The sequence below is a fragment of the Sphingomonas sp. NFR15 genome, from assembly GCF_900103265.1.
In the GTDB taxonomy this organism is placed as follows: domain Bacteria; phylum Pseudomonadota; class Alphaproteobacteria; order Sphingomonadales; family Sphingomonadaceae; genus Sphingomonas; species Sphingomonas pollutisoli.
The window spans coordinates 108,243-127,810 of sequence record NZ_FMWX01000007.1 but is presented as its reverse complement, the minus strand read 5'-3'; the positions used below and the strand labels follow the sequence as shown (position 1 = coordinate 127,810).

At 69.4% G+C, this 19,568-nt stretch carries 23 protein-coding genes; 4 read left to right on the top strand and 19 right to left on the bottom strand.

Going from position 1 to position 19,568, the window contains the following annotated elements; translation table 11 throughout:
• Positions 1-32: 32 nt before the first annotated feature.
• The 6 genes from BLS81_RS15770 to BLS81_RS15745 all read right to left on the bottom strand — a co-directional run bounded on the left by BLS81_RS15770 (position 33) and on the right by BLS81_RS15745 (position 5,521).
• Positions 33-701, bottom strand: a complete 669-nt coding sequence (locus BLS81_RS15770; RefSeq protein WP_093225289.1) for a spermidine synthase — start codon at positions 699-701, stop codon at positions 33-35.
• Positions 702-826: 125 nt separating this feature from the next.
• Entirely contained in the window at positions 827-2,149 is a 1,323-nt protein-coding gene (locus tag BLS81_RS15765) for a DNA-packaging protein (protein ID WP_093225287.1), read from the bottom strand.
• Positions 2,146-2,580 carry a hypothetical protein gene (locus BLS81_RS15760; RefSeq protein WP_093225286.1) on the bottom strand — a complete coding sequence of 145 codons (435 nt, stop codon included), beginning with the start codon at positions 2,578-2,580 and terminating at the stop codon, positions 2,146-2,148. The genes BLS81_RS15765 and BLS81_RS15760 overlap by 4 nt, the downstream gene beginning before the upstream one ends.
• A gap of 69 nt (positions 2,581-2,649) precedes the next feature.
• Positions 2,650-3,069, bottom strand: coding sequence for a response regulator (locus BLS81_RS15755; protein WP_093225284.1), 420 nt, complete (start codon positions 3,067-3,069; stop codon positions 2,650-2,652).
• A complete protein-coding gene (locus tag BLS81_RS15750; protein ID WP_093225283.1) occupies positions 3,066-4,889 on the bottom strand; it encodes a sensor histidine kinase in 1,824 nt (607 codons plus the stop codon). Before BLS81_RS15750 ends, BLS81_RS15755 begins: the two co-directional genes overlap by 4 nt.
• Positions 4,886-5,521: a response regulator transcription factor gene (locus tag BLS81_RS15745; RefSeq protein ID WP_093225493.1), complete on the bottom strand. Its 636-nt coding sequence runs from the start codon at positions 5,519-5,521 to the stop codon at positions 4,886-4,888. The genes BLS81_RS15750 and BLS81_RS15745 overlap by 4 nt, the downstream gene beginning before the upstream one ends.
• A 143-nt stretch (positions 5,522-5,664) precedes the next feature.
• On the opposite strand from BLS81_RS15745, the gene BLS81_RS20835 reads away from it, so the two are divergent.
• The gene (locus tag BLS81_RS20835) at positions 5,665-6,318 is read left to right on the top strand and encodes a hypothetical protein (protein WP_093225281.1); all 654 of its coding nucleotides are present in this window, start codon (positions 5,665-5,667) and stop codon (positions 6,316-6,318) included.
• A gap of 3 nt (positions 6,319-6,321) precedes the next feature.
• Here the strand turns inward: BLS81_RS20835 and BLS81_RS15735 are convergent, their stop codons facing one another.
• From BLS81_RS15735 to BLS81_RS15690, 10 genes are all read right to left on the bottom strand, one after another.
• The gene (locus tag BLS81_RS15735; RefSeq protein ID WP_093225280.1) at positions 6,322-6,594 is read right to left on the bottom strand and encodes a hypothetical protein; all 273 of its coding nucleotides are present in this window, start codon (positions 6,592-6,594) and stop codon (positions 6,322-6,324) included.
• Positions 6,587-6,799, bottom strand: coding sequence for a type II toxin-antitoxin system antitoxin (locus tag BLS81_RS15730; RefSeq protein WP_093225278.1), 213 nt, complete (start codon positions 6,797-6,799; stop codon positions 6,587-6,589). The genes BLS81_RS15735 and BLS81_RS15730 overlap by 8 nt, the downstream gene beginning before the upstream one ends.
• Before the next feature lie 13 nt (positions 6,800-6,812).
• Positions 6,813-7,715, bottom strand: a complete 903-nt coding sequence (locus BLS81_RS15725) for an SPFH domain-containing protein (RefSeq protein ID WP_093225277.1) — start codon at positions 7,713-7,715, stop codon at positions 6,813-6,815.
• Positions 7,716-7,877: 162 nt separating this feature from the next.
• Positions 7,878-8,378 carry a peptidoglycan-associated lipoprotein Pal gene (gene pal / locus BLS81_RS15720; protein WP_093225275.1) on the bottom strand — a complete coding sequence of 167 codons (501 nt, stop codon included), beginning with the start codon at positions 8,376-8,378 and terminating at the stop codon, positions 7,878-7,880.
• 79 nt (positions 8,379-8,457) lie between these two features.
• Positions 8,458-9,888 carry a Tol-Pal system beta propeller repeat protein TolB gene (gene tolB / locus BLS81_RS15715; RefSeq protein WP_256326286.1) on the bottom strand — a complete coding sequence of 477 codons (1,431 nt, stop codon included), beginning with the start codon at positions 9,886-9,888 and terminating at the stop codon, positions 8,458-8,460.
• Positions 9,888-10,883, bottom strand: a complete 996-nt coding sequence (locus tag BLS81_RS15710) for a cell envelope biogenesis protein TolA (protein WP_093225274.1) — start codon at positions 10,881-10,883, stop codon at positions 9,888-9,890. Before BLS81_RS15710 ends, tolB begins: the two co-directional genes overlap by 1 nt.
• Before the next feature lie 31 nt (positions 10,884-10,914).
• Positions 10,915-11,352 carry a protein TolR gene (gene tolR, locus BLS81_RS15705; protein WP_093225272.1) on the bottom strand — a complete coding sequence of 146 codons (438 nt, stop codon included), beginning with the start codon at positions 11,350-11,352 and terminating at the stop codon, positions 10,915-10,917.
• A gap of 3 nt (positions 11,353-11,355) precedes the next feature.
• Positions 11,356-12,054, bottom strand: coding sequence for a protein TolQ (tolQ, locus tag BLS81_RS15700; protein WP_093225271.1), 699 nt, complete (start codon positions 12,052-12,054; stop codon positions 11,356-11,358).
• Positions 12,051-12,545 carry a YbgC/FadM family acyl-CoA thioesterase gene (locus tag BLS81_RS15695; RefSeq protein ID WP_093225269.1) on the bottom strand — a complete coding sequence of 165 codons (495 nt, stop codon included), beginning with the start codon at positions 12,543-12,545 and terminating at the stop codon, positions 12,051-12,053. The genes tolQ and BLS81_RS15695 overlap by 4 nt, the downstream gene beginning before the upstream one ends.
• A gap of 157 nt (positions 12,546-12,702) precedes the next feature.
• Positions 12,703-13,719: an NAD(P)H-dependent flavin oxidoreductase gene (locus BLS81_RS15690; RefSeq protein WP_093225490.1), complete on the bottom strand. Its 1,017-nt coding sequence runs from the start codon at positions 13,717-13,719 to the stop codon at positions 12,703-12,705.
• A gap of 101 nt (positions 13,720-13,820) precedes the next feature.
• Here BLS81_RS15690 and BLS81_RS15685 point away from each other — a divergent pair, with 101 nt between their 5' ends.
• Both BLS81_RS15685 and BLS81_RS15680 read left to right on the top strand, forming a co-directional pair.
• Complete coding sequence (locus BLS81_RS15685; RefSeq protein WP_093225268.1) at positions 13,821-14,246, top strand: secondary thiamine-phosphate synthase enzyme YjbQ; 426 nt, start codon at positions 13,821-13,823, stop codon at positions 14,244-14,246.
• Complete coding sequence (locus tag BLS81_RS15680; protein ID WP_218123138.1) at positions 14,243-14,644, top strand: hypothetical protein; 402 nt, start codon at positions 14,243-14,245, stop codon at positions 14,642-14,644. Before BLS81_RS15685 ends, BLS81_RS15680 begins: the two co-directional genes overlap by 4 nt.
• 173 nt (positions 14,645-14,817) lie before the next feature.
• On the opposite strand, the gene BLS81_RS15675 is transcribed toward BLS81_RS15680, so the two are convergent.
• Complete coding sequence (locus BLS81_RS15675) at positions 14,818-16,080, bottom strand: aspartate kinase (protein ID WP_093225266.1); 1,263 nt, start codon at positions 16,078-16,080, stop codon at positions 14,818-14,820.
• A gap of 180 nt (positions 16,081-16,260) precedes the next feature.
• Between BLS81_RS15675 and ubiG the strand changes: the two genes are divergently transcribed.
• Positions 16,261-16,980 carry a bifunctional 2-polyprenyl-6-hydroxyphenol methylase/3-demethylubiquinol 3-O-methyltransferase UbiG gene (ubiG, locus tag BLS81_RS15670; protein WP_093225264.1) on the top strand — a complete coding sequence of 240 codons (720 nt, stop codon included), beginning with the start codon at positions 16,261-16,263 and terminating at the stop codon, positions 16,978-16,980.
• Positions 16,981-17,102: 122 nt separating this feature from the next.
• On the opposite strand, the gene BLS81_RS15665 is transcribed toward ubiG, so the two are convergent.
• Positions 17,103-18,635, bottom strand: a complete 1,533-nt coding sequence (locus BLS81_RS15665; protein WP_093225263.1) for an ABC transporter permease/substrate-binding protein — start codon at positions 18,633-18,635, stop codon at positions 17,103-17,105.
• Positions 18,636-18,756: 121 nt separating this feature from the next.
• Positions 18,757-19,539 (bottom strand): ATP-binding cassette domain-containing protein, encoded by a 783-nt coding sequence (locus BLS81_RS15660; RefSeq protein WP_093225261.1) that lies wholly within the window; start codon positions 19,537-19,539, stop codon positions 18,757-18,759.
• Positions 19,540-19,568: the final 29 nt, after the last annotated feature.

Sequence of the window (19,568 nt, the reverse complement as noted above, 5' to 3'; positions counted from 1 at the left end):
CCGCACGTCCTTCGCGCGGTGTCGAAGCGGCGCTAGATCTTCTTCCCGAACCAGATCACATGCCGCGCGCCCTTGCCGCTGGCGCGCGCGCGGATCGTCACCTCGTCCACCACGAACCCGGCCTCGCCGAGCCGCCTGGCGAACTTCGCATCGGGCGCGGCCGACCAGATCGCCAGCACCCCGCCCGGTCGCAGCGCGCCGCGCGCCGCCTCCAGCCCGCGCGCCGAATACAACCGGTCGTTGCCGCGCCGGGTCAGCCCATCGGGGCCGTTATCGACATCGAGCAGGATCGCGTCGTACACGCCCCGCCCCTCGGCGATCACCGCGCCGACATCCTCGGTGATGATCCGCACCCGCGGATCGTCGAGGCTGGCGTCGGTCAGCGCCGCCATCGGCCCGCGTGCCCAGTCGATCACCTCCGGCACCAGTTCCGCCACCGACACGCTCGCGTCCGCCCCGAGCCGCGCCAGCGCCGCGCGGAGCGTGAACCCCATGCCGTAGCCACCGATCAGGAAGTGCGGCGCGCGCGCGGAAACCCGCTCCCACGCCATCGTCGCGAGCGCTTCCTCGGACCCGCTCATGCGGCTGCTCATCAGTTCCTCGACGCCGAACATGATGAAGAAGTCGGTGCCACGCTGCACCAGCCGCATCTCGCCGCCGCCGGGCACCTGCGCGCTATCAATCAATATTCTCGGAACCATTCGTCCTCCTAGCGCCCTAAAAGCCAATCGCCCAGCCCGTCGCCCCGGCGCAGGCCGGGGCCGCTGGGTTTTGGGCGTCCAGCTCGCCAAATTACCCAGCGGCCCCGGCCTCCGCCGGGACGACGCTAAAGCCCGCGCACCGCAGCCATCCCCACACGCCCCGGCAGCAACTCGGCCAGCGCCCACACCAAGGCATCCGCCCGATCCGGCGAGCGCCCCGGCCCCTGATAGCGCCCGCCAGCCACCAGCCCGCACATCTCGTCCTCCAACGCCGGGAACGCGCCGACATGATGCACCCGCCCGCGCGCGTATTCGATCGACACCGGCTCCGCGCGCGCCGCCTTGCCGCGCGTCGCGTTGACGGTGGCGAGCGGCAGCCCCGGATCGACCCGTTCCAGCACCGATCGCACCATCTGCCCGCCCTGATTGACCTCGGCCACCACACGGTCGGCCGCGTGCCGTGCCGCACACGCCACCACCGCCCGCGCCCAGCCTTCAGGGCTTTCGCCCGTGACGCTGGCGTCCTCGATGACATAGGCGTGGCCGTCCCGATCCAGCCCGGCCGCGACGATGCCGCATGCGTCCCCCTCACCGCTCGCCCGCCCCGCCGGGGGATCGACACCCACCACCACGCGCACCAGCGCGGGCGCACATGCGACCCGGCACGCCTCGATGGCGCCGCGAGTCCATAACGCGCCCGGCAGATCCTCGATCAGCTCGCCGTCGATTTCCTGTCGCCCGAGCCGCGTACCGCCATAGCCCTGCTCGATCGCGGCGATGAAGCCTTCGCCCAGATGGGCGTTGTCGTGCGTCCGCCCCTGCGTTTGTTTCAGGCCCTTGATCGCCATGATCCGCCGCAAGAGCGGCACGGCGCGCGGCGTCGTCGTCACCACCACTTGCTGCCGCGCGCCGAGCCTCAGCCCCAGCATCAGATTGTCCCACGTCGTCTCCGCGCGCCGCCATTTGGCGATCTCGTCGCACCAGGCGGCGTGATGCTGCGGCCCGCGCAACTTCTCGGGCGCCTCGGCCGAATAGGCGAAGGCGCGCGCCCCCGACATGAACGCCAGTTCGCCCGAACCGCGGTGCCAGTCGATCCGCTCGCCCGGTTGCGCCACCGACAGGATGCCGCTGTCGCCCTCGACCATCACGCGCGTCACATCCTCGATCGTCGCGCCGACCAGCGCGATCCGCGCGCCCGGCAGATCACGCGCGATCTGACTGACCCATTCCGCCCCGGCCCGCGTCTTGCCGAAGCCGCGCCCGGCGCGGATCAGCCACACCCGCCAATCCCCTTCCGGGCGATACTGGCCCTTATGCGCGCACAGCGCCCAGGTCCGCGCCAGCGTATATTTGACGGGAGCGTCGAGACTGTGGATCACCTCCGCCTGTTCGTCGGGCGGCAGCGACGCGAGCGTCGCCAGCAACTCGACCACCGTCGCTTCGGTCATGTCTTCGCCGGCAGCCGTTTAGCGAACGCCGCGAGCTTGCCCAGCAGCGCCTGTTCGACCTCCTCCATCGAAGCCGCGCGTGGCACCGCCTCGCGCGGGGCGTTCGGCCGTGCGCGCCGGGTCTCGTGGCGCGCGAGCATCTTGAGCGCCAGGGCCTGATCGAACGCATCGCCTTCGCGCGCGCGCGGATCGACCGCACGCGCCAGCAATTCGTCCTCGATCCGCGCATAGGCCGCGTTCAACGCCTCCTCCCACGCGTCAGCGAAGGCCGGATCGTGCCGCCGCAGCGCGTAGGCCGAAGCGTGCGTCCGCCCCGCTGCCTCGGCCGATCGTGCCACGTCGCCGCTCAGCGCCAACGTGTCGAGAAACGCGGTCCGCGCCGCCGCACCCCAGCCGGCGTCGCGCCGGCCCGTGCTCGCCATTTCGTCCATCGCCGCCCTCCCATCCTCGCTCCCCGCCGGGCGCGGTTTGCCATCATGACGATTCTCTTAAACCGAGCGTCACGCTGTAGGACAGAGGTTTTTAACCGTTTTGGTACGCTTCGAGATGATTTCGGCATATCGCCCGCGCACGACGGTCGCGAGCGTCATCGGATCGAACGGCTTGGTAAGCACGCCATCGGCACCGAGGTCGAGCCAGGCGCGGATATCGTCGCGCCGCGCGCTCGCGGTGACGAACAGCGCGGGCAACGCCGCCAGCCCGGCGCGCCGCCGCAGCGCCGCCAACAGCCCGCCGCCCGACATCCCCGGCATCATCATGTCGATCAGCGCGAAATCGGGCGTCCACCCGCCCGCGTCGAGCAGCCGCAGCGCGTCCGGCCCCGATTCGGCCATCCGCACGTCGAGACCGGCGTCGAGCCGCAGCGCCATGCCGACGATGGTGCGGATATCGGGTTCGTCATCGACGTAGAGGATCTTCATCCCGTCCGCGCGCTCCTGTACGATTCCGGCACGTCGAGGGTCGCGGTTCCGCTCCCGGCGAACGTGCCCTCCACAAGCGTGACCGGCGCCGCGCCCGCCACCGCCAGGTCGAAGCAGAACAGCGCGCCCTCCCGCGCCGGCGCGTGCCAGATGCGCCCGCCATGCGCGCGGACGATCTCGCGCGCGATGGTCAAGCCGAGGCCCGTGCCCGCGGACACGCCCGCCGGGCACTGCCCCTGTCCGAAGCGCGTGAACAGTCGCCGTCCCAACTCAGGGTCGATGCCCGGCCCGTGGTCCTGCACCGACACGGTGGCGCGGCCGGATGCGGCGTGCAGCGACAGCGTCACCACGCCGCCGTCGCGCGAAAAGCGAACCGCGTTGGAGAGCAGGTTGCTCGCCACCTGCACCAGCCGTCCGCTATCGCCGCGCACCATCACCGGCGTGTCGCCCGCCTCCATGCGCAGCACGATCCCGCGTGTCTCGGCGAGACCGCGCATCGTTTCGGCGGCCTCGCGCATCGCTGACCGCAGATCGAGCATCTGGAAATCGAAGCGCATCGCGCCCGCCTCCAGCTTTTCGATATCGAGCAGGTCGTTGACCAGACGGATCAGCCGGACCGCGTTGCTTTCGGCGATCACCACCAGCCGGCGCACGTCGCCGTGCAAGCCGGAGACCGCGTCGCCGCGCAGCAGCCCGAGCGCGCCGACGATCGACGTGAGCGGCGTGCGCAACTCGTGGCTGACGGTGGAAAGGAACCGGCGGCGCAGATCCTCGGCGCGTTCGCGTTCGGTCACGTCGCGGAACGCGGCGACGATATGCACCCCGTCCGGCAGGTCCATCGCGCCGAGCGAGACTTCGATCGGCAGCACCGCGCCGTCCCGCCGCCGCGCGTGCAGATTCGTGCGGAACGGGTTCGCCAGCCCGGTGGAGCGATAGCCGATCCGGTCGAGGAACGCGCCGTCGCCCGGCGCGAGATCGGCCAACAACGCCACGTCGCGGTGCAATAGCGCGTTTGCCGGATAGCCGAACAGATGCTCCGCCGCCGGATTGACCATCTCGATGCCGCCGTCGGGGTTGAGCAGCACGATCGCGTCCTGCGCGGCGGCGAAGATCGCATTCTGCCGGGTTCCGAAGCGCACCGCCTTCAGCGTCAGCGCGTGGTTGCGCCGCCGCGTCCGCCAGAACAGATATCCGAGCGCGAACGTGCTCACCGTCATCGTCAGCACCAGTCCCCAGATCAGGCGCTTGGTGGCGAGGATGCGCGCGCGCTGCCGCGTCACCCCGGTGTCGAGGATGCGGCCCTGCTCGGCGAGGATCGCGCCTTGTGTTTGCGCGATCGCCGCCATCAGCCGCTTCTCCTCACCGGCGCCGATCGCCGCCGCAGCCGCCGCCGGCCCCCGCGACCCGCGCACCGCATTGGCCCGCTCCATCGCGGCGAACTTGGCGGCGGCGAGCGCGTGCAATCGCCTCAGCCGCTCGCGCTGATCGGGCCGGCGGCGGAACGCCTCGCCGAGCGCCTCCGCAACGCGATCGAAGCGCGCGCGTGCCGCATGGTATGGCACGAGGAATGCCGCGTCGCCGGTGATGATATAGCCGCGCTGCGCCAGTTCGGCGTCCGTCAGCGCCGCCCCCAACGCGTCGATCTCGACCCGCTCGCGGTACGTGCGATTGACGTTGGCGGAGGTCGCGGTCGAGTGGTTGTATTCGACTCCGAACACCACCGCGAGCAGCACGAGCGCGCCCGATAGCGCGCTGGCGACCGCCATCGTCCGCCACAACTTCGGTTCCCAATCCGCCTTGAAGACCGGGATCGTGTTCATCGCGGCTGGTGCGGATCGAGCAGCGGCTGCATCGTCAGGATCGCCTGCACGCGGTTCTGCACCCCGATCTTGCGGAAGATCGCGCTGAGATGCGCCTTGATCGTCGCTTCGGTGACGTTGAGGTCGCCCGCGATCTGTTTGTTGAGCCGCCCGTCGGTCAGCGCCGCCAGCACGCGCCGCTGCGCGGTTGACAAGGTCTCGAGCCGCGATCGCAACTCGTCATGCGGCCCGCCGCCCTCCGCCGGGAAAACCGTACCGCCGCCCAGCAGCACCTCCACCGCGCCGACCAGCCTGTCGAGCGCGTCCGCTTTGGGCAGGAACCCCGCCGCACCCACCGCGCGGGCGGCGGCGATCAGCGCCGCGTCGTCGCTCGCCGAGATGATCGCGATCGGGCGGTCTCCCAGCGCCTGCCGCAGTTCGAAGAAGCCGGAGAATCCCTGCGCGTCGGGCAGCTTGAAATCGAGCAGCACCAGATCGTAGCGGCCGTTGGCGGCGATCAGCGCGCGCGCGCCCGCCACCCTCGTCGTGGTGTCGATGCAGCAATCGGCAATGCGCGCCCGCACGGCAAGCTGGATGCCGTTGCTGATCAGCGGGTGATCGTCCGCCACCAGGATCCGCCGAGGCGCGACCATCTCCATCCCCTTTTCTCATCCCGTTCGGATGACGGTGTTGCGCGCACTGTTCTGCACTTTTCGTTACGGATCAAGCAATGTTATGAAAAGCCTACGCTTTTTCCAGAAGGCGTGACTTTTCGACGCAGCACGAGGCCGCCGGTGTGACCAGTTCCGCGATCCTGTACGGCGATGACGCGCGCATGGCCGCTGCCGTGCGCCCCCTGCTCGAACCGTGCGGCTGGGCCGTTCACGCGACCTCGGACGCGGCGGTGGCGGTCGCGCGTCTCGACGACACCGTCGCGCTGCTCATGCTCGACGCGCGGGCCGCCGGTGCGGCCGCGCTGCTCGCGGATATCCGCGCCCGTCCCCATCCGGCGGCGAGCGTGCCGGTGCTTCAATGGGGCGGCGCCGGTTTGCCCGCGATGGGCGCGCCGGCGCCGGACGATGGCGCCGCGCTCGCCGCCGCGATCGCGCATGTCACCGGCGCACTATCCGATCACGCGCTGCGGCGGATGCCCCACTCGCCCTTCTACCGGCTCGTGCGCCTGCTCGGGACCGAGGACGCGGTCGCGATGATCGACCGCTTCGCCGGCACCATGCGCGCCGCGCTCACCGCACCCGTCATCACGCCCGATCTGGCGCATCGTCTCGCCGGGATCGCCGGCGCGATCGGCTATCCCGATCTCGGCCGTGCGTGGGGCGCGGCGGAACATGGCGGCGCGTACGCGATCGAGCGCGCGATGGCGGCGAGCCGCGCCACGCTCGCCGTGATCGAGCGCGGCGACGTCGCGCGCTACCGCGACCTGGGAGCCTGAGCCTCAACGATCCTCGCCATTGCCCCAGCGCCAGCGCAGCCCGCCATCGGTCTTGTTGGCGGCTACCACGCCGTACGCCGCGATCAGAGCGATACAGACGATGATGCGCGGCACCCCGCCCGGCAGCAATCGTGCTGCCGCCACCAGCGCGGCGAGCAGGCCCGCCGTCAGGGCCCAGCCCTGCCACGTCACCGGCGTCGCGCCGAACCCGAACCATTTGGGGACGAACCAATAGCCCTCGCGCGCGCGAAAATGCGCCTTCACTTCGTCAAGCATCGTCGTCCTCCATCCTGGGCGGCCGGCCGCGCCGGGCCGGCATCGGCGCTTCCAGCTTCACACCCCGCCGCGCCAGCGCCTCGCGCAGCAGACATTCGAACTCGGCATTGACGCTCCGCAGGTCTGCCGCCGCCGCCCGCTCGACCGCCGCGTACAGCGCGGGGTCGAGACGCAACGGAAACGCCTTCCGTGGCGGATTGGCCATGGTCCCGCCCGCCTTACTGATAGAGCGTGCCGGTGTTGACGACGGGCTGGGTATCACGCTCGCCGCACAGCACCACCATCAGGTTGGAGACCATCGCCGCGCGGCGCTCGTCGTCGAGCTCGACGACGCCCTTCTCGCTCAGCAGGTCGAGCGCCATCTCGACCATCCCGACCGCGCCCGCCACCAGCGTCTGACGCGCGGCGACCACCGCCTGCGCCTGTTGCCGCCGCAGCATCGCGCCCGCGATCTCGGGCGCGTAGGCGAGATGCGTGAAGCCGCATTCGTCGACCGTGATCCCCGCCACCTTGAGCCGCGCGATCAGCTCGGCGCGCAACGCCTCGCCGACCTGCTCGTGGTTGCCGCGCAGCGTGATCTCCTGATGCTCGTAATCGTCATAGGGGTAACGCGCGCCGATCGTCCGCACCGCCGCTTCGATCTGGACGACCACGAACGCCTTGTAATCGTCGATGTCGAACAGCGCCTGCGCGGTATCGGTCACGCGCCACACCACCTGCGCGGCGATCTCGATCGGGTTGCCGCGCAGATCGTTCACCTTGAGCCGCTCGGAAATCATGTTGTTGGATCGCAGCGAGATCTTGCGCTGCGCATACCACGGCCACATCCAGCGCAGACCGGTCGTCCGGTCGGTTCCCTTGTAGCTGCCGAACAGCAGCAGCGCCGCCGCCCGATTGGGCTGGAGCATGTAGAAGCCGCAGGCGACGAACAGCACCACCACACACGCCGCCGCGATCAGCATGCCGCCCAACCCGGGCGCGTCCTCCAGTTGCGACGCGCCGTAGATCCCGACGACGAGCGCCACGAGCATCACCAGCAACATGGCGTAACCGCTCGACGTCGCCGCCGCGCGTTCGCGCGACAGCGTCAGCGCGGTGTTCCCCGGTCCCGACTCGGACATCACTTCCTCCCATAAAGTGATATCATATTTATATCGCTCCGGCCGATGCGGCAAGCCTCCTCGTCTCCGATCCCTTTCAGGGAGCGAGTAAGACGGCAGCGCGCAAACAAAAACGGCGCGGGGATCGCTCCCCGCGCCGTTCCGCATTCCCTGTGGGATCGCTCAGTTCAGGACGATCGTCACCGCGCGGCGGTTCTGCGCCCAGGCCGCCTCGTCCGAGCCGAGCGCGATCGGGCGTTCCTTACCGTAGCTGATCGTCGAGATGCGCGCCGGGTTCACTCCGCGCGAGGCGAGATAGTTCTTCGCCGAATTGGCGCGCCGGTCGCCGAGCGCGAGGTTGTATTCGCGCGTGCCGCGCTCGTCGCAATGCCCTTCCAGGCTGATCGGCACGTTCGGATATTTGGTAAGCCACGCCGCCTGGCTGTCCAGGACCGCGCGCGCCTCGCTGTTGATGTCGTATTTGTCGAGATCGAAGTGGATCGTGTTGCTCGTCACCGAACGCTCGAAATCGGCGCGCGAGCCGGGAACGATCGAGGAGTCGCCCTGCGAAACCGGGCCGCTGTTGCCCGGCGGCGGCGGGATTTCCGCCGGCGGCTTCTTCGCGCAGCCAGCCATCGCGACGATTGAGGCGGCGATGAGGAACGTCGTGGTCAATCTTGCCATGTGGCTTCTCCTATTGTTCGGATATGGTCACTCGGGACATGCGCGCATCGCCTCCCGCCGGACGAGAGTCAATGTCGAGTCAGGGGCGTAACGGTCCCCAGGCTGGATCGGATCCATCGAGCGGCGTCGACAGCCGGCGTTCGTTGACACCGGTGAGATCGACCGACCACAGATCGGCGGTTCCGCCCCCGCCGCGCCCGGACCGGAAAAACATCAGCACGCGCCCGTTGGGCGACCAGGTCGGGCCTTCGTCCTGCCAGTCGTCGGTGAGCAGCTTCTCGTCGCCGCCCGCCGGGCTCATCACGCCGATGCGGAAATTGCCCGCCATCCGCGTGAACGCGATCAGGTTACCGCGCGGGCTCCACACCGGCGTCGCGTAGCGGCCGCCGCCGAAGCTGATCCGGCGCGGGTTCGATCCGTCGGCGTTCATCACGTAAAGCTGCTGCGACCCCGAACGGTCGCTCTCGAACACGATCCGGCTGCCGTCGGGCGAATAGCTGCCGCCGGTATCGATGCCGGGCGTGTCGGTCAGCCGTTGCGGCTGCCCGCCGCTAAGCGGCACGCGGTAGATGTTGGTGCTGCCCGCCACCGCCTTCGAGAACAGCACCCATTTGCCGTCGGGCGAAATGCGCGGCGCGAAGCTGAGGTTGCTCGCCGGCACCAGCAGCCGCTGGGTCGCGCGGGCGATGTCATAGACGTAGATCGCCGGCTTATCGCCGATGTAGCTCATGTACACGATCGAGCGCTGGTCGGGCGTGAAGCGCGGCGTCAGCACGATCGACTGGCCGTTGGTGAGGAAGCGGTGGTTCGCACCGTCCTGATCCATGATCGCCAGCCGCTTGATGCGCCGCCCCTTGGGCCCGCTCTCCGCGACATAGACGACGCGGCTGTCGAAATACGGCCCCTCGCCGGTCAGCTTGGTGTAGATCGTGTCGGCGCATTTATGGCCCGCGCGGCGCCACTCGCCCGGCGACACGACGAAGCCCGCCCGCGCCAGTTCGGTGCGCGCGAACACGTCGTAGAGATAGCAGCCGACCGTCAGCGTGCCGTCGCCATTGGCGCGCACGAAGCCCTGGACCAGCGCGGACACACCCGCCCCGCCCCAATAATCGAACGCCGGCGCGGTCACTTCGGGGTAGCTGACGCCCTTCAGCGCATTGGCGGCTGCCGGCTTGAACAGGCCCGAACTCTTCAGGTCGTTGGTGACGATCTGCGACAGTTGCTGGCCGAGCACGTCGGTGCGCCCGGCCGGCGTATCGACCGCCTGCGCGGTCGGCATCACCGGAATCGCGATGCCGAGCGGCGCCGCGATACCGCCCGTCACCGACACTTCGAGCGGCGGCGGCGTCTGCCCGGCGGCGGCTCCGGCGGGCGGCTGGCCCGCCGGCTGTCCGGGTTGCTGGAGCGGCGCCGAAGGTGTGGCCGGCGCGATCTGCGCATCGGCCGGAACCGCGACGGCGACGCCGAGCGCCAGCACCCCGCGCAACATATCGATTGAGAGAGCACGCATCAGCGAGAGCCTCCGAGCTTCCAGATATAGTTGAGGTTGTTCCAGCCGCCGCTTGGCGTCGAATAATATTCCGGCGGCAGTTTGAGCGGCGAACAACCCTTGAACGCGGCAACGCCCAGATCGACGACACGTTGCGCGTAGCGCTCGTTCTGGTCGTCGGTGCCCGACTGGCGCACCATCTTCGGCGTCGCCGAAAGCGTGCCGTCCTTGTTGAGCCGCAGGTTGAGCACGGTCACGATATCGGTCGCGCCCGGCCCCGGGATCACCTGCTTGTCCGCGCACGGCTGGATCTGGCGCTGGATCGCCTGCTGGATGCTGGCGAGCGATTTGGCGTCGATCTTCGCCGCGATCGGCGCGACCGATTTCGACGGCGACGGGGTCTGCACCAGCCCTTTGCGGAAATCGTCGTCGAGCAGCGATCCGCGCGGGCGCTTGAGCGTCGATTTGGCGTCGCTGCCGGTTCCCTTCGCCTTCGACGGAGGAGTCTCGGCCTTGGCCGGCGCGGCGGCGGCCTTCTTGGGTTCGGCCTTGGACGGCGTCGGCTTGGCGGCCGCCTTCTTCGGCTCGGCCTTCGATTCGGCTGCCTTGACCGGCGGCTTCTCGGGCTTGGGCTTGGCCTTGACCGGCGCGGGCTTGGGCTTCGGCGCGGGCGCTGGCTCCGGCTTGGGGGGAGCCTTGGCGGGCGGCTCGGGCTTGGGCTGCGGCTTGGGCGGCGCCGGCGCCTTCTCCGGTTCCGGCTCGGGCTCGGGCTGCGGCGCCGGCGGCGCGGCATCCTCGGGCGATCCCTGGTCGGGCGCCTTGGATTGCGCGGGCGGCTCGACCGCCTTGGGCGCCTGCGCCTCGAGCGCGACGTCCTCGGCGAGCGAGACCTCGATCGGCTTGGGCTTGTACAGCGCGGGGTCGATCGGCCGGCTGAAGCTGATCGACAGCAATGTGAACAGCAGGACGTGCCCGGCGAGCGCGACGCCGAGGCCGATCTTCTCCGCGCGCCGCATCAGCGCGCGCCTCCCGGCTGCGGCAGCGTTGTCACTGGTCGTCCTTGCCGACCGTCAGCAGCGCGACACGGTTCAGCCCGGCGCGGTTGAGCTCGCCCATCACGCGCATCACCTTGCCATAATCGAGCCCCTTGTCGGCGCGCAGGAAGATCTGCGGCGGCTTGCCGTTCTCGCCCTTCTTCGCGATCTGCGAGAGCACGTCGGGCAGCATGTCTTCACTGACCTCGTCCTTGCCGACGTGCAGCGTGCCATCGCGCTCGATCGAGATCTCGACCGGCTGCTGCTCCTGGTCGAGCGGCTTGGCGCGGCTGTCGGGCAGATCGACGGGCACGCCCGCCGTCATCAGCGGCGCCGTCACCATGAAGATGATGAGCAGCACCAGCATCACGTCGACGAGCGGCGTGACGTTGATCTCCGCCATCGGCGCGCGCCGGCCGCGGCCGCGCTGCGAGGGAAGGTTCATCGACACGGCTCAGCGCTTCCCCTCGGCTTCGAGCTGGCGGCTGAGCGTCGCGTGGAAACCGTCGGCGAAGCGGTTGAGCCGCGCTTCGATCCGGTTGATGCCGTGGCTGAAGCGGTTGTACGCGATCACGGCGGGGATCGCCGCGAACAGCCCGATCGCGGTCGCGAACAAGGCTTCGGCGATACCGGGGCCGACGGCGGCGAGCGACGAATTCTGCTTGGCGGCGATCTCGGTGAAGCTGTGCATGATGCCCCAGACGGTGCCGAACAGCCCGACGAACGGCGCGACCGAGCCGACCGTCGCCAGCACGTTTAGGCCATCCGAAAGCTCGTCGATCTCCCCCGCGACCGCCGCGCCCATCGCCGTCGCCAGCCGCTCGCGCGTGCCGTCGCGGTCGATCGTGCCGCCCACCGTCGATCGCCGCCATTCCTTGACCCCCGCCGCGAACACGCGCGCGGTCGGCAAGGGGTTCTCGCCCTCGATCCGGTAGAAGGCGTCGATATCCTCGGCCTTCCAGAAATCCCGTTCGAAACGCTGGACGCCTTTGCGGATCTTGCCGAGCCGCATCAGGAAACCGATGATGATCGCCCACGTCCAGATGCTCGCGAGCAGCAGCCCGAGCATCACGATCTTCACGATCCAGTCGGCCTGCAGGAAGAGCGCGATCGGCGACAGGCTGGTCGCGTCGGTGTTGAAGAACAGGTTCACGCGGGCATTTCCCCCTGGTTCGAATCTATTGCCGCTGCGCGTGCGGGCAGGAATCGCCCGAACGCCTCGATCCACGCCGCCGGTTGGCGCCGCGCCCGGCCCGAAGGCGCGACGAACGCGACGGTCACGTCCGCCTCGGCCAGTAAAACCGTGCCGCGCATGACTCGTTGCTGAATGAAAAGCGACGCCGGGCGCAGCCGTTCGAGCCCGGTCGCGACGATCAGCGCGTCGCCGAGCCGCGCCGGCGCACGGTACCGAATCGCGAGCGCCGTCACCGCATACGTGCCCTCGCCCGCCGCATGCGCGCCGTACTGGTCGATCCCGAGCACGCGCAGCATGTCCGAACGGCCCCGCTCCAGGAACTTCAGGTAATTGGCGTGATAGACCATGCCCGACAGATCGGTGTCCTCGAAATACACGCGCACCGGCAGATGATGCTCGTGCCCGAGGATGCGCCCTTCAGCCGGCAAGTCTGTTTCGCAGCGCGACATGGCCCGGCTGTACCGAAGCGGAACGATCTCGCAAACCCGTCATGTCGGGGTTTTTGGGGCAACAGCCCGTCGCCCCGGCGCAGGCCGCGGCCGCCGCGTGTGGTGCGAACGGCTTGCCCGGTTACCTGGTGGCCCCGGCCGGCGCCGGGCAACGAGGTCACCCCCGCTTCGCCAGCGCCGTTTCCGCCTCGCTCACCAACGCGGCGATGATCTCGGCGACCGGTTCTTCCTTGGTCACCATCCCGACCGACTGGCCCGCCATCACGCTGCCATGCTCGACATCGCCGTCGATCACCGCACGGCGCAGCGCGCCCGCCCAATAATGTTCGATCTGCAACTGCGCCTCGGCCATTGCCACCTTGCCCTCGTCGAGCAGGCCGGCAACCTCGCGCTGTTTCGCCGTGAACAGCTCGCCGCCGGCGTTCTTCAAGGCACGCACCGGGATCACCGGCAGCCGCGGGTCGATCTGCACGCTCGCCACCGCGTCCCGTGCCGAGGCGCGTAGGAACGCCTTTTTGAAATTGGGATGCGCGATCGATTCAGTCGCGCAGACGAAGCGCGTGCCGAGTTGCACGCCCGCCGCGCCCATCTCCAGATACGCCGCGATCGCCTCGCCGCGGCCGATCCCGCCCGCCACGAACACCGGCACCTTGTCGGCGACCTCGGGCAGGATTTCCTGCGCGAGCACGCTGGTCGAGACCGGGCCGATATGCCCGCCCGCTTCCATTCCCTCGACGACGAGCGCATCGACCCCGCTGCGGATCAGCTTTTTGGCGAGGCTCAGCGCGGGCGCGAAGCAGATCAGCTTGGCGCCGCCCGCCTTGATCGCCTCCAGGCTCCCCGCGGGCGGCAGCCCGCCCGCGAGCACGACGTGCGTGACGTTGTGGCGCGTGCAGACTTCGATCAGGTCCATCAGTTGCGGGTGCATGGTGATGAGGTTGACGCCGAACGGCTTGTCCGTGAGCGCCTTGGTGCCGGCGATCTCGGCGTCGAGCAGCTCGGGCGTCATCGCGCCGCACGCGATCAGCCCGAAGCCGCCGGCGTTGGACATCGCCGCGACGAGGTTGCGCTCCGACACCCACGACATCGCGCCGCACAGGATCGCGACCTCGCTGCCGAGGAATTCGGCGCCGCGCGCCATGAGGCTGGTAAGGCGCGCCGCGCCGCTGGTCATGCTGGTCATCGCAGCGGCCCTTAGAGGATTTCGAGTGTGAAAAGAAAGCCGTGCTTCGGTATCGGGTTGGGGCCCGCGCCAATGTCCTCTATCCTCGCGCCATGCTCCGCCAGTCCGCTGCCGAACTCGTCGTTTCCACGCCCGGCCAGGGCTTGCATGAGTGCACCGCCGCCGTCGCCCGCTGGGTCGCGGGCACGGGCATCGAAACCGGGCTGCTGACGCTGCTGCTGCGCCATACCTCCGCGTCGCTGCTGATCCAGGAAAATGCCGCCCCCGCCGCCGCGCGCGACATCGAACGCTATTTCGCACGGATCGCGCCGGAGAGTGCCGCCTACGAGCATGACGACGAAGGCCCCGACGACATGCCCGCGCACCTGCGCGCCGCGCTCACCGCGACCAGCCTGTCGATCCCGGTGATGGCGGGGCGGATGGCGCTCGGGACATGGCAGGGCATCTATGTGTTCGAGCACCGCCGCGCCCCGCACCGCCGTCGCATCGCCGCGCATCTGATCGGAGACGACACATGATCCTTGCGCTGGCCCTGATGACCGTCGCGCCACTCGCCGCCCCCGCGCCTCCGCCAGCCAAGAGAGCCGCCATGAAACCCGATTTCAGCGCCGTCACCAGCCGCGCCGCCGCCGAGGCGCTCGCCCGCCAGGGCAAGCTCGTCCGCATCCTGCTCTTCCCGGCCGAATTCGGCGGCGAGGACGTCCCCGAGAACGCCGTCTACATCACCCCCGAAGCGGCGGCAGCGCGGGAGCTGATCCTCGGCACGCTGCAGCGCTTCGCGAAGGAGGGCCTGATCGACAAGCTCGACGTCACGCCCGACTATAAAGGCGACAGCTTCGTGCCGAGCCGGATCGTGATGCACGCCACCCACAGCAAGAAGAAGGGCAGCTTCGAGCCGACGATCGAGGTCTGGTAGGGGCTGCCGACGGCTACATGGTCAGCCGGCCCCTGACTCATGTCTCATGAAGACCAGACGAGAAACGCCCGGCGCCCCCGTTCGCCCTGAGCGAAGTCGAAGGGCGTGCCCCAAGCGGCAAGCACTGAAGGCACGCGCTTCGACAGGCTCAGCACGAACGGAAGCGGTCGCGATCAGGCCGCGACATCCTCCGCGTCGAGCCCGTAGGCGGTGTGCAGCACGCGCACCGCCAGTTCGGTCTCGTCCTCGTGGATCAGCACGCTGACCTTGATCTCGCTCGTCGAGATCGCCTGAATGTTGATCCCGCGCGCGCCCAGCGTGGTGAACATCGTGCTCGCCACGCCGGCATGGCTGCGCATCCCCACGCCGACCACCGAGATCTTGGCGACGCGCGTGTCATGCACCAGCTCGGCGAAACCGATCTTGGCGCGCGCCTGGTTGAGCGCCTCGATCGAGCGCGCAAGATCGGCCTGCGGCACCGTGAAGGTCACGTCGGTGGAACCGGCATTATGCGCGATGTTCTGGATAATCATGTCGACGTTGATGTTCGCGCTCGCGAGCGGCTCGAAGATCGCGGCGACCGCGCCGGGCGTGTCGGGCACCGCCGTCAGCGTGATCTTGGCTTCGTTCTTGTCATGCGCGATGCCGGTGATGAGCTGGCGTTCCACGTCGTCTATCTCCTCTTCCCCGACGATCATCGTGCCGGGCAGTGTATCGGCCATCGGTGCGTCCGCGCCGGTGAACGACGACAGCACCTGCACACGGACCTGTTCCTTCATCGCCAAACCCACCGAGCGCGTCTGCAACACCTTGGCGCCGACGCTCGCGAGTTCGAGCATTTCCTCATAGGTCACGCGCTTGAGCTTCCGCGCGCGCGGCACGATGCGCGGATCGGTCGTATAGACCCCGTCCACATCGGTGTAGATATCGCAGCGATCCGCCTTCATCGCCGCCGCCACCGCGACCGCCGAGGTGTCCGATCCGCCGCGCCCGAGCGTGGTGATGCGCTGGTCGTCGGTCACGCCCTGGAAGCCGGGGATCACCGCCACCTCGCCGCGCGCGAGGCTCGCGTCGAGCGCTTCGGTGTCGATCGTGCCGATCCGTGCCGAGGCGTGCGCGTCGGACGTGTGGATCGGCAATTGCCAGCCGAGCCAGCTCCGCGCCGGTACGCCCGCCGCCTGCAGCGCGATCGCGAGCAGCCCGCTGGTCACCTGCTCGCCCGACGAGACGACGACGTCATATTCCTTGGGATCGTACAGCGAGGAGGCTTCGCGGCAGAAACCGACCAGCCGGTCGGTCTCGCCCGCCATCGCCGACACCACCACCGCGACCTGATTGCCCGCCTCGACCTCGCGTTTCACCCGTGCCGCGACGCTCCGGATGCGTTCCATGCCGGCCATCGAGGTGCCGCCGAATTTCATCACGATGCGCGCCATTGGGGTGTCGCAAAATCCTTGGGTTGGAAGGGGCGCCCTGATAGGAACCGCGCTTGACGATGGCAAGCCGTTCGCGCAGCCGTGTCACCTACCGCCCGTTCGTGTCGAGCGCAGTCGAGACACATGGGGGAGCGCAGGTGCCTCGACTTCGCTCGGCACGAACGGCTTTAGGGTAGCGGCATGACAATCACGATCGATCCGCAGGAAGCGGCGCATTTCGGCACGCTCGCCGCCGACTGGTGGGATCCGAAGGGCAGCTCCGCGATGCTGCACCGCCTCAACCCGCCGCGCCTTGGCTATCTGCGCGAGCGGATCGACGCGCATTGGGACATCGATCCCGCCACCTTCACCCCGCTCGCGGGCAAGCGCGCGCTCGATGTCGGCTGCGGCGCCGGGCTGCTGTGCGAACCGCTCGCCCGGCTCGGCGCGGCGGTGACGGGGCTCGACGCGGCGCCGGAGAACATCGGCGTCGCCCGAACGCATGCCGCGGCGTCGGGGCTCGTCATCGATTATCGCGCGGGCAGCGTCGAAGACCTCGCCGGAGAGCGGTTCGATCTCGTCACCAGCATGGAGGTGATCGAACACGTCGCCGGTCCCGCAGCGTTCATCGCCGGGCTCGCGGGCGCGTTGGCCGAGGGTGGGCTGATGGTCCTCTCCACCCCCAACCGCACGCTCGCCTCGCGCCTCGCGCTCATCACGCTCGGCGAAGGCTCGGGGCGGATACCCAAGGGCACGCACGATTGGGACAAGTTCCTGAAGCCCGACACGCTCGAAGCGCTGCTCGCCGACGCCGGCATGCGCGTGATCGACACGCGCGGCCTGGGCTTTTCCCCGGCCAAGGGTTTCGTCCTCTCGGACGACCTGAGCCTCGACTATTTCATGACGGCCGTGCGCGCCTGAACCGTCGCCCCGGCGCAGGCCGGGGCCGCTGCGTTTCGCGCGGTGGGCTCGCCAAATCATGCGACGGCCCCGGCTGCGCCGGGCGACGGAATAGCCGCTTCCCCGCTCTCGCGAGGGCACAGCTATAGCCCGACCCGTTTCTCCAGCCACCGCGCCGCCTGATCGGGCGATTTCTTGTCGGTGTCGCGGTCGACCAGATAATTCGCCTCGCGCATCGCCTCGACCGGAATCCGCCCGATCAGCGGCTTCAGCACCGCCTTAAACCGCGCGTCCCGCGCATGTCCGGGCGACAGCAGCAGGATCGCGTCATATCCCGGTATCGCGCCCTTGGGATCGCCGAGCACGGTCAGCCTGTCCGCCGCGATCCGGCCGTCGGAGGAAAACGCCGGGATCACATCGGCGGCGCCGCTTTCCAGCGCGCGGTACATGAAGGTCGGCTGGTACGGGCGCGCCGATCCGAACGCCAGGCCATAGGCACGCTTCACCGCCGCCCATTCGGGCCGGTCGAGGAACTCGATGTCGGTCGCGAGCCGCAGCTTGGGCGCGATCGGCACGAGATCGGCGATCGTCTTCACGCCGCGCCGCGCGGCATCGTCGCCGCGCATCGCAAACGCATAAGCGTTCTCGAACCCCAGGCCGCCGAGCAAGGTCACCCCGCGCGTCCGCGCCGCCCAGTCCCGCACGCCCGCGAAGATCGCGCCGCGTGGCGGCACATCGGTGCGCTTCATCGTGTCGGCCCAGATCGTGCCGGTATAATCGACATATACGTCGATATCGCCGCTCGACACCGCGCCCAGCGCGATGCCCGATCCCAGCCCCTCGCGATACGCCACGCGGTAACCCGCCGCCTCCAGCCGATGCCCGATCACGCGCGCGAGGATATATTGCTCGGAAAACCCCTTGGCGCCGACCACGACGCGGGCCTCCCCGCCCGGCCACATCGGCGCGAGCGCGATCGCCGCCCCGATCGCCAGTGCCGCGAACGCGCCCCACACCCGCCCCCGACGCCGCGCGGCGATGCCGTGCTCGACCACGCCGAGCAGCGCGTCGACCGCCAGCGCCAGCGCCGCCGCGCTGAAACACCCGGCGAGCACCAGCGCCCAGTTCTGCGTCTGGAGACCCGCGAAGATCATGTCGCCGAGGCTCGCCTGCCCGACCGTGGTGGAGAGCGTCGCCGCGCCGATCGTCCAGACGGCCGCGGTGCGGATGCCCGCCATCACCACCGGCGCGACCAGCGGCGCCTCGACCAGCCGCAGCTTCTGCCACGCAGTCATCCCCACCCCGTCCGCAGCCTCGATCACCGCCGGATCGAGGCCGGTAAGCCCGGTCACCGCGTTTCGCAGGATCGGCAGCAGCCCGTACAGCGTCAGCGCGAGCAGCGATGGCAGGAAGCCGAGCGCCGGAATCCCGCCGCCGACCAGCGCGGACAGCGACAGCAGCAGCGGATAGAACAAGGCGAGCAGCGCCAGCGTCGGGATCGTCTGGATCAGGCTCGCGAGGCCGAGCGCGAACCGCGCCACCCCCGGCCGCCGCGCCGAGACGATCGCGAGCGGCAGGCTGATGACGATCCCCAGCAGCAACGCCGACATCGCCAGCACCAGATGCTGCGCGAGGAGCGGCGGCACGCGGCCCATCGCATCGAGGAAGGCGGTCATGCCGAAAATTCCGTTCGTCCCGAGCGAAGTCGAGGGACATGCCCGGAGCGCAGGTGTCTCGACTTCGCTCGACACGAACGCGTGGCGAATGGCCGTATCTGCAACGGTTGGGAGAAAGCGCTCACGCCGCACCCCCGATCTCGCGCAGCCGCCGCGCCTGCTCGCGCGGCACCGCGACGAGCGCGTCGGCCTCCGCCCCGCCCGCGCCGGCGAGCAGCGCAGCCGGAGGCGCGTCCGCGACGATCCGCCCGCCCGCCATCACCAGCACGCGATCGGCGAGGATCAGCGCCTCGGCCATGTCGTGCGTCACCATGATCGTGGTGAGGCCGAGCCGATCGTGCAACGCGCGGATCGCGGACCCAAGCTGATCGCGCGTGACGGGATCGAGCGCGCCGAACGGCTCGTCCATCAGCATCAGCCCCGGTTCGAGCGCGAGCGCCCGCGCCACCCCGACGCGCTGGCGCTGCCCACCCGAGAGCGCATCGGGCATCCGATCGGCGAAGGCGCGCGGCAGGTCGACCAGGTCGAGCAGCTCCGCGACCCGCCCGGCGCGGTCCTCGCGGCCGGTCAGCCGCAGCCCGATCGCAATATTCTCGGCCACGTTCAGGTGCGGGAACAGGCCGACGTTCTGGAACACATAGCCGATCCGCCGCCGCAACAGATGCGCGTCATCCGCTGTCACATCGGCATCGCCGATGCGGATCGCGCCCGCGCTCGGCTCGATCAGCCGGTTGACCATCTTGAGCAGGGTCGATTTGCCCGATCCCGACGCCCCGACCAGGGCGACGAAGCTGCCCCCGGCGATCTCGACCGAAATGGCATCGACCGCGATCACGCCGCCGGCATAGCGCTTCGACACATGATCGAACGCCACCGAGGGGCCGGGAACGCGGGACGCTGGCATCGCGCAGTGTGTGAGCGAGCCGTCCGACA

Excerpts from the sequence above, each read along its gene's own strand:
- BLS81_RS15770 (WP_093225289.1), bottom strand. The coding sequence starts at position 701 with ATGGTTCCGAGAATATTGATTGATAGCGCGCAGGTGCCCGGCGGCGGC.
- BLS81_RS15765 (WP_093225287.1), bottom strand. The coding sequence starts at position 2,149 with ATGACCGAAGCGACGGTGGTCGAGTTGCTGGCGACGCTCGCGTCGCTG.
- BLS81_RS15760 (WP_093225286.1), bottom strand. The coding sequence starts at position 2,580 with ATGGACGAAATGGCGAGCACGGGCCGGCGCGACGCCGGCTGGGGTGCG.
- BLS81_RS15755 (WP_093225284.1), bottom strand. The coding sequence starts at position 3,069 with ATGAAGATCCTCTACGTCGATGACGAACCCGATATCCGCACCATCGTC.
- BLS81_RS15750 (WP_093225283.1), bottom strand. The coding sequence starts at position 4,889 with ATGAACACGATCCCGGTCTTCAAGGCGGATTGGGAACCGAAGTTGTGG.
- BLS81_RS15745 (WP_093225493.1), bottom strand. The coding sequence starts at position 5,521 with ATGGTCGCGCCTCGGCGGATCCTGGTGGCGGACGATCACCCGCTGATC.
- BLS81_RS15735 (WP_093225280.1), bottom strand. The coding sequence starts at position 6,594 with ATGCTTGACGAAGTGAAGGCGCATTTTCGCGCGCGCGAGGGCTATTGG.
- BLS81_RS15730 (WP_093225278.1), bottom strand. The coding sequence starts at position 6,799 with ATGGCCAATCCGCCACGGAAGGCGTTTCCGTTGCGTCTCGACCCCGCG.
- BLS81_RS15725 (WP_093225277.1), bottom strand. The coding sequence starts at position 7,715 with ATGTCCGAGTCGGGACCGGGGAACACCGCGCTGACGCTGTCGCGCGAA.
- pal (WP_093225275.1), bottom strand. The coding sequence starts at position 8,378 with ATGGCAAGATTGACCACGACGTTCCTCATCGCCGCCTCAATCGTCGCG.
- tolB (WP_256326286.1), bottom strand. The coding sequence starts at position 9,888 with ATGCGTGCTCTCTCAATCGATATGTTGCGCGGGGTGCTGGCGCTCGGC.
- BLS81_RS15710 (WP_093225274.1), bottom strand. The coding sequence starts at position 10,883 with ATGCGGCGCGCGGAGAAGATCGGCCTCGGCGTCGCGCTCGCCGGGCAC.
- BLS81_RS15695 (WP_093225269.1), bottom strand. The coding sequence starts at position 12,545 with ATGTCGCGCTGCGAAACAGACTTGCCGGCTGAAGGGCGCATCCTCGGG.
- BLS81_RS15690 (WP_093225490.1), bottom strand. The coding sequence starts at position 13,719 with ATGACCAGCGGCGCGGCGCGCCTTACCAGCCTCATGGCGCGCGGCGCC.
- BLS81_RS15685 (WP_093225268.1), top strand. The coding sequence starts at position 13,821 with ATGCTCCGCCAGTCCGCTGCCGAACTCGTCGTTTCCACGCCCGGCCAG.
- BLS81_RS15680 (WP_218123138.1), top strand. The coding sequence starts at position 14,243 with ATGATCCTTGCGCTGGCCCTGATGACCGTCGCGCCACTCGCCGCCCCC.
- BLS81_RS15675 (WP_093225266.1), bottom strand. The coding sequence starts at position 16,080 with ATGGCGCGCATCGTGATGAAATTCGGCGGCACCTCGATGGCCGGCATG.
- ubiG (WP_093225264.1), top strand. The coding sequence starts at position 16,261 with ATGACAATCACGATCGATCCGCAGGAAGCGGCGCATTTCGGCACGCTC.
- BLS81_RS15665 (WP_093225263.1), bottom strand. The coding sequence starts at position 18,635 with ATGACCGCCTTCCTCGATGCGATGGGCCGCGTGCCGCCGCTCCTCGCG.
- BLS81_RS15660 (WP_093225261.1), bottom strand. The coding sequence starts at position 19,539 with ATGCCAGCGTCCCGCGTTCCCGGCCCCTCGGTGGCGTTCGATCATGTG.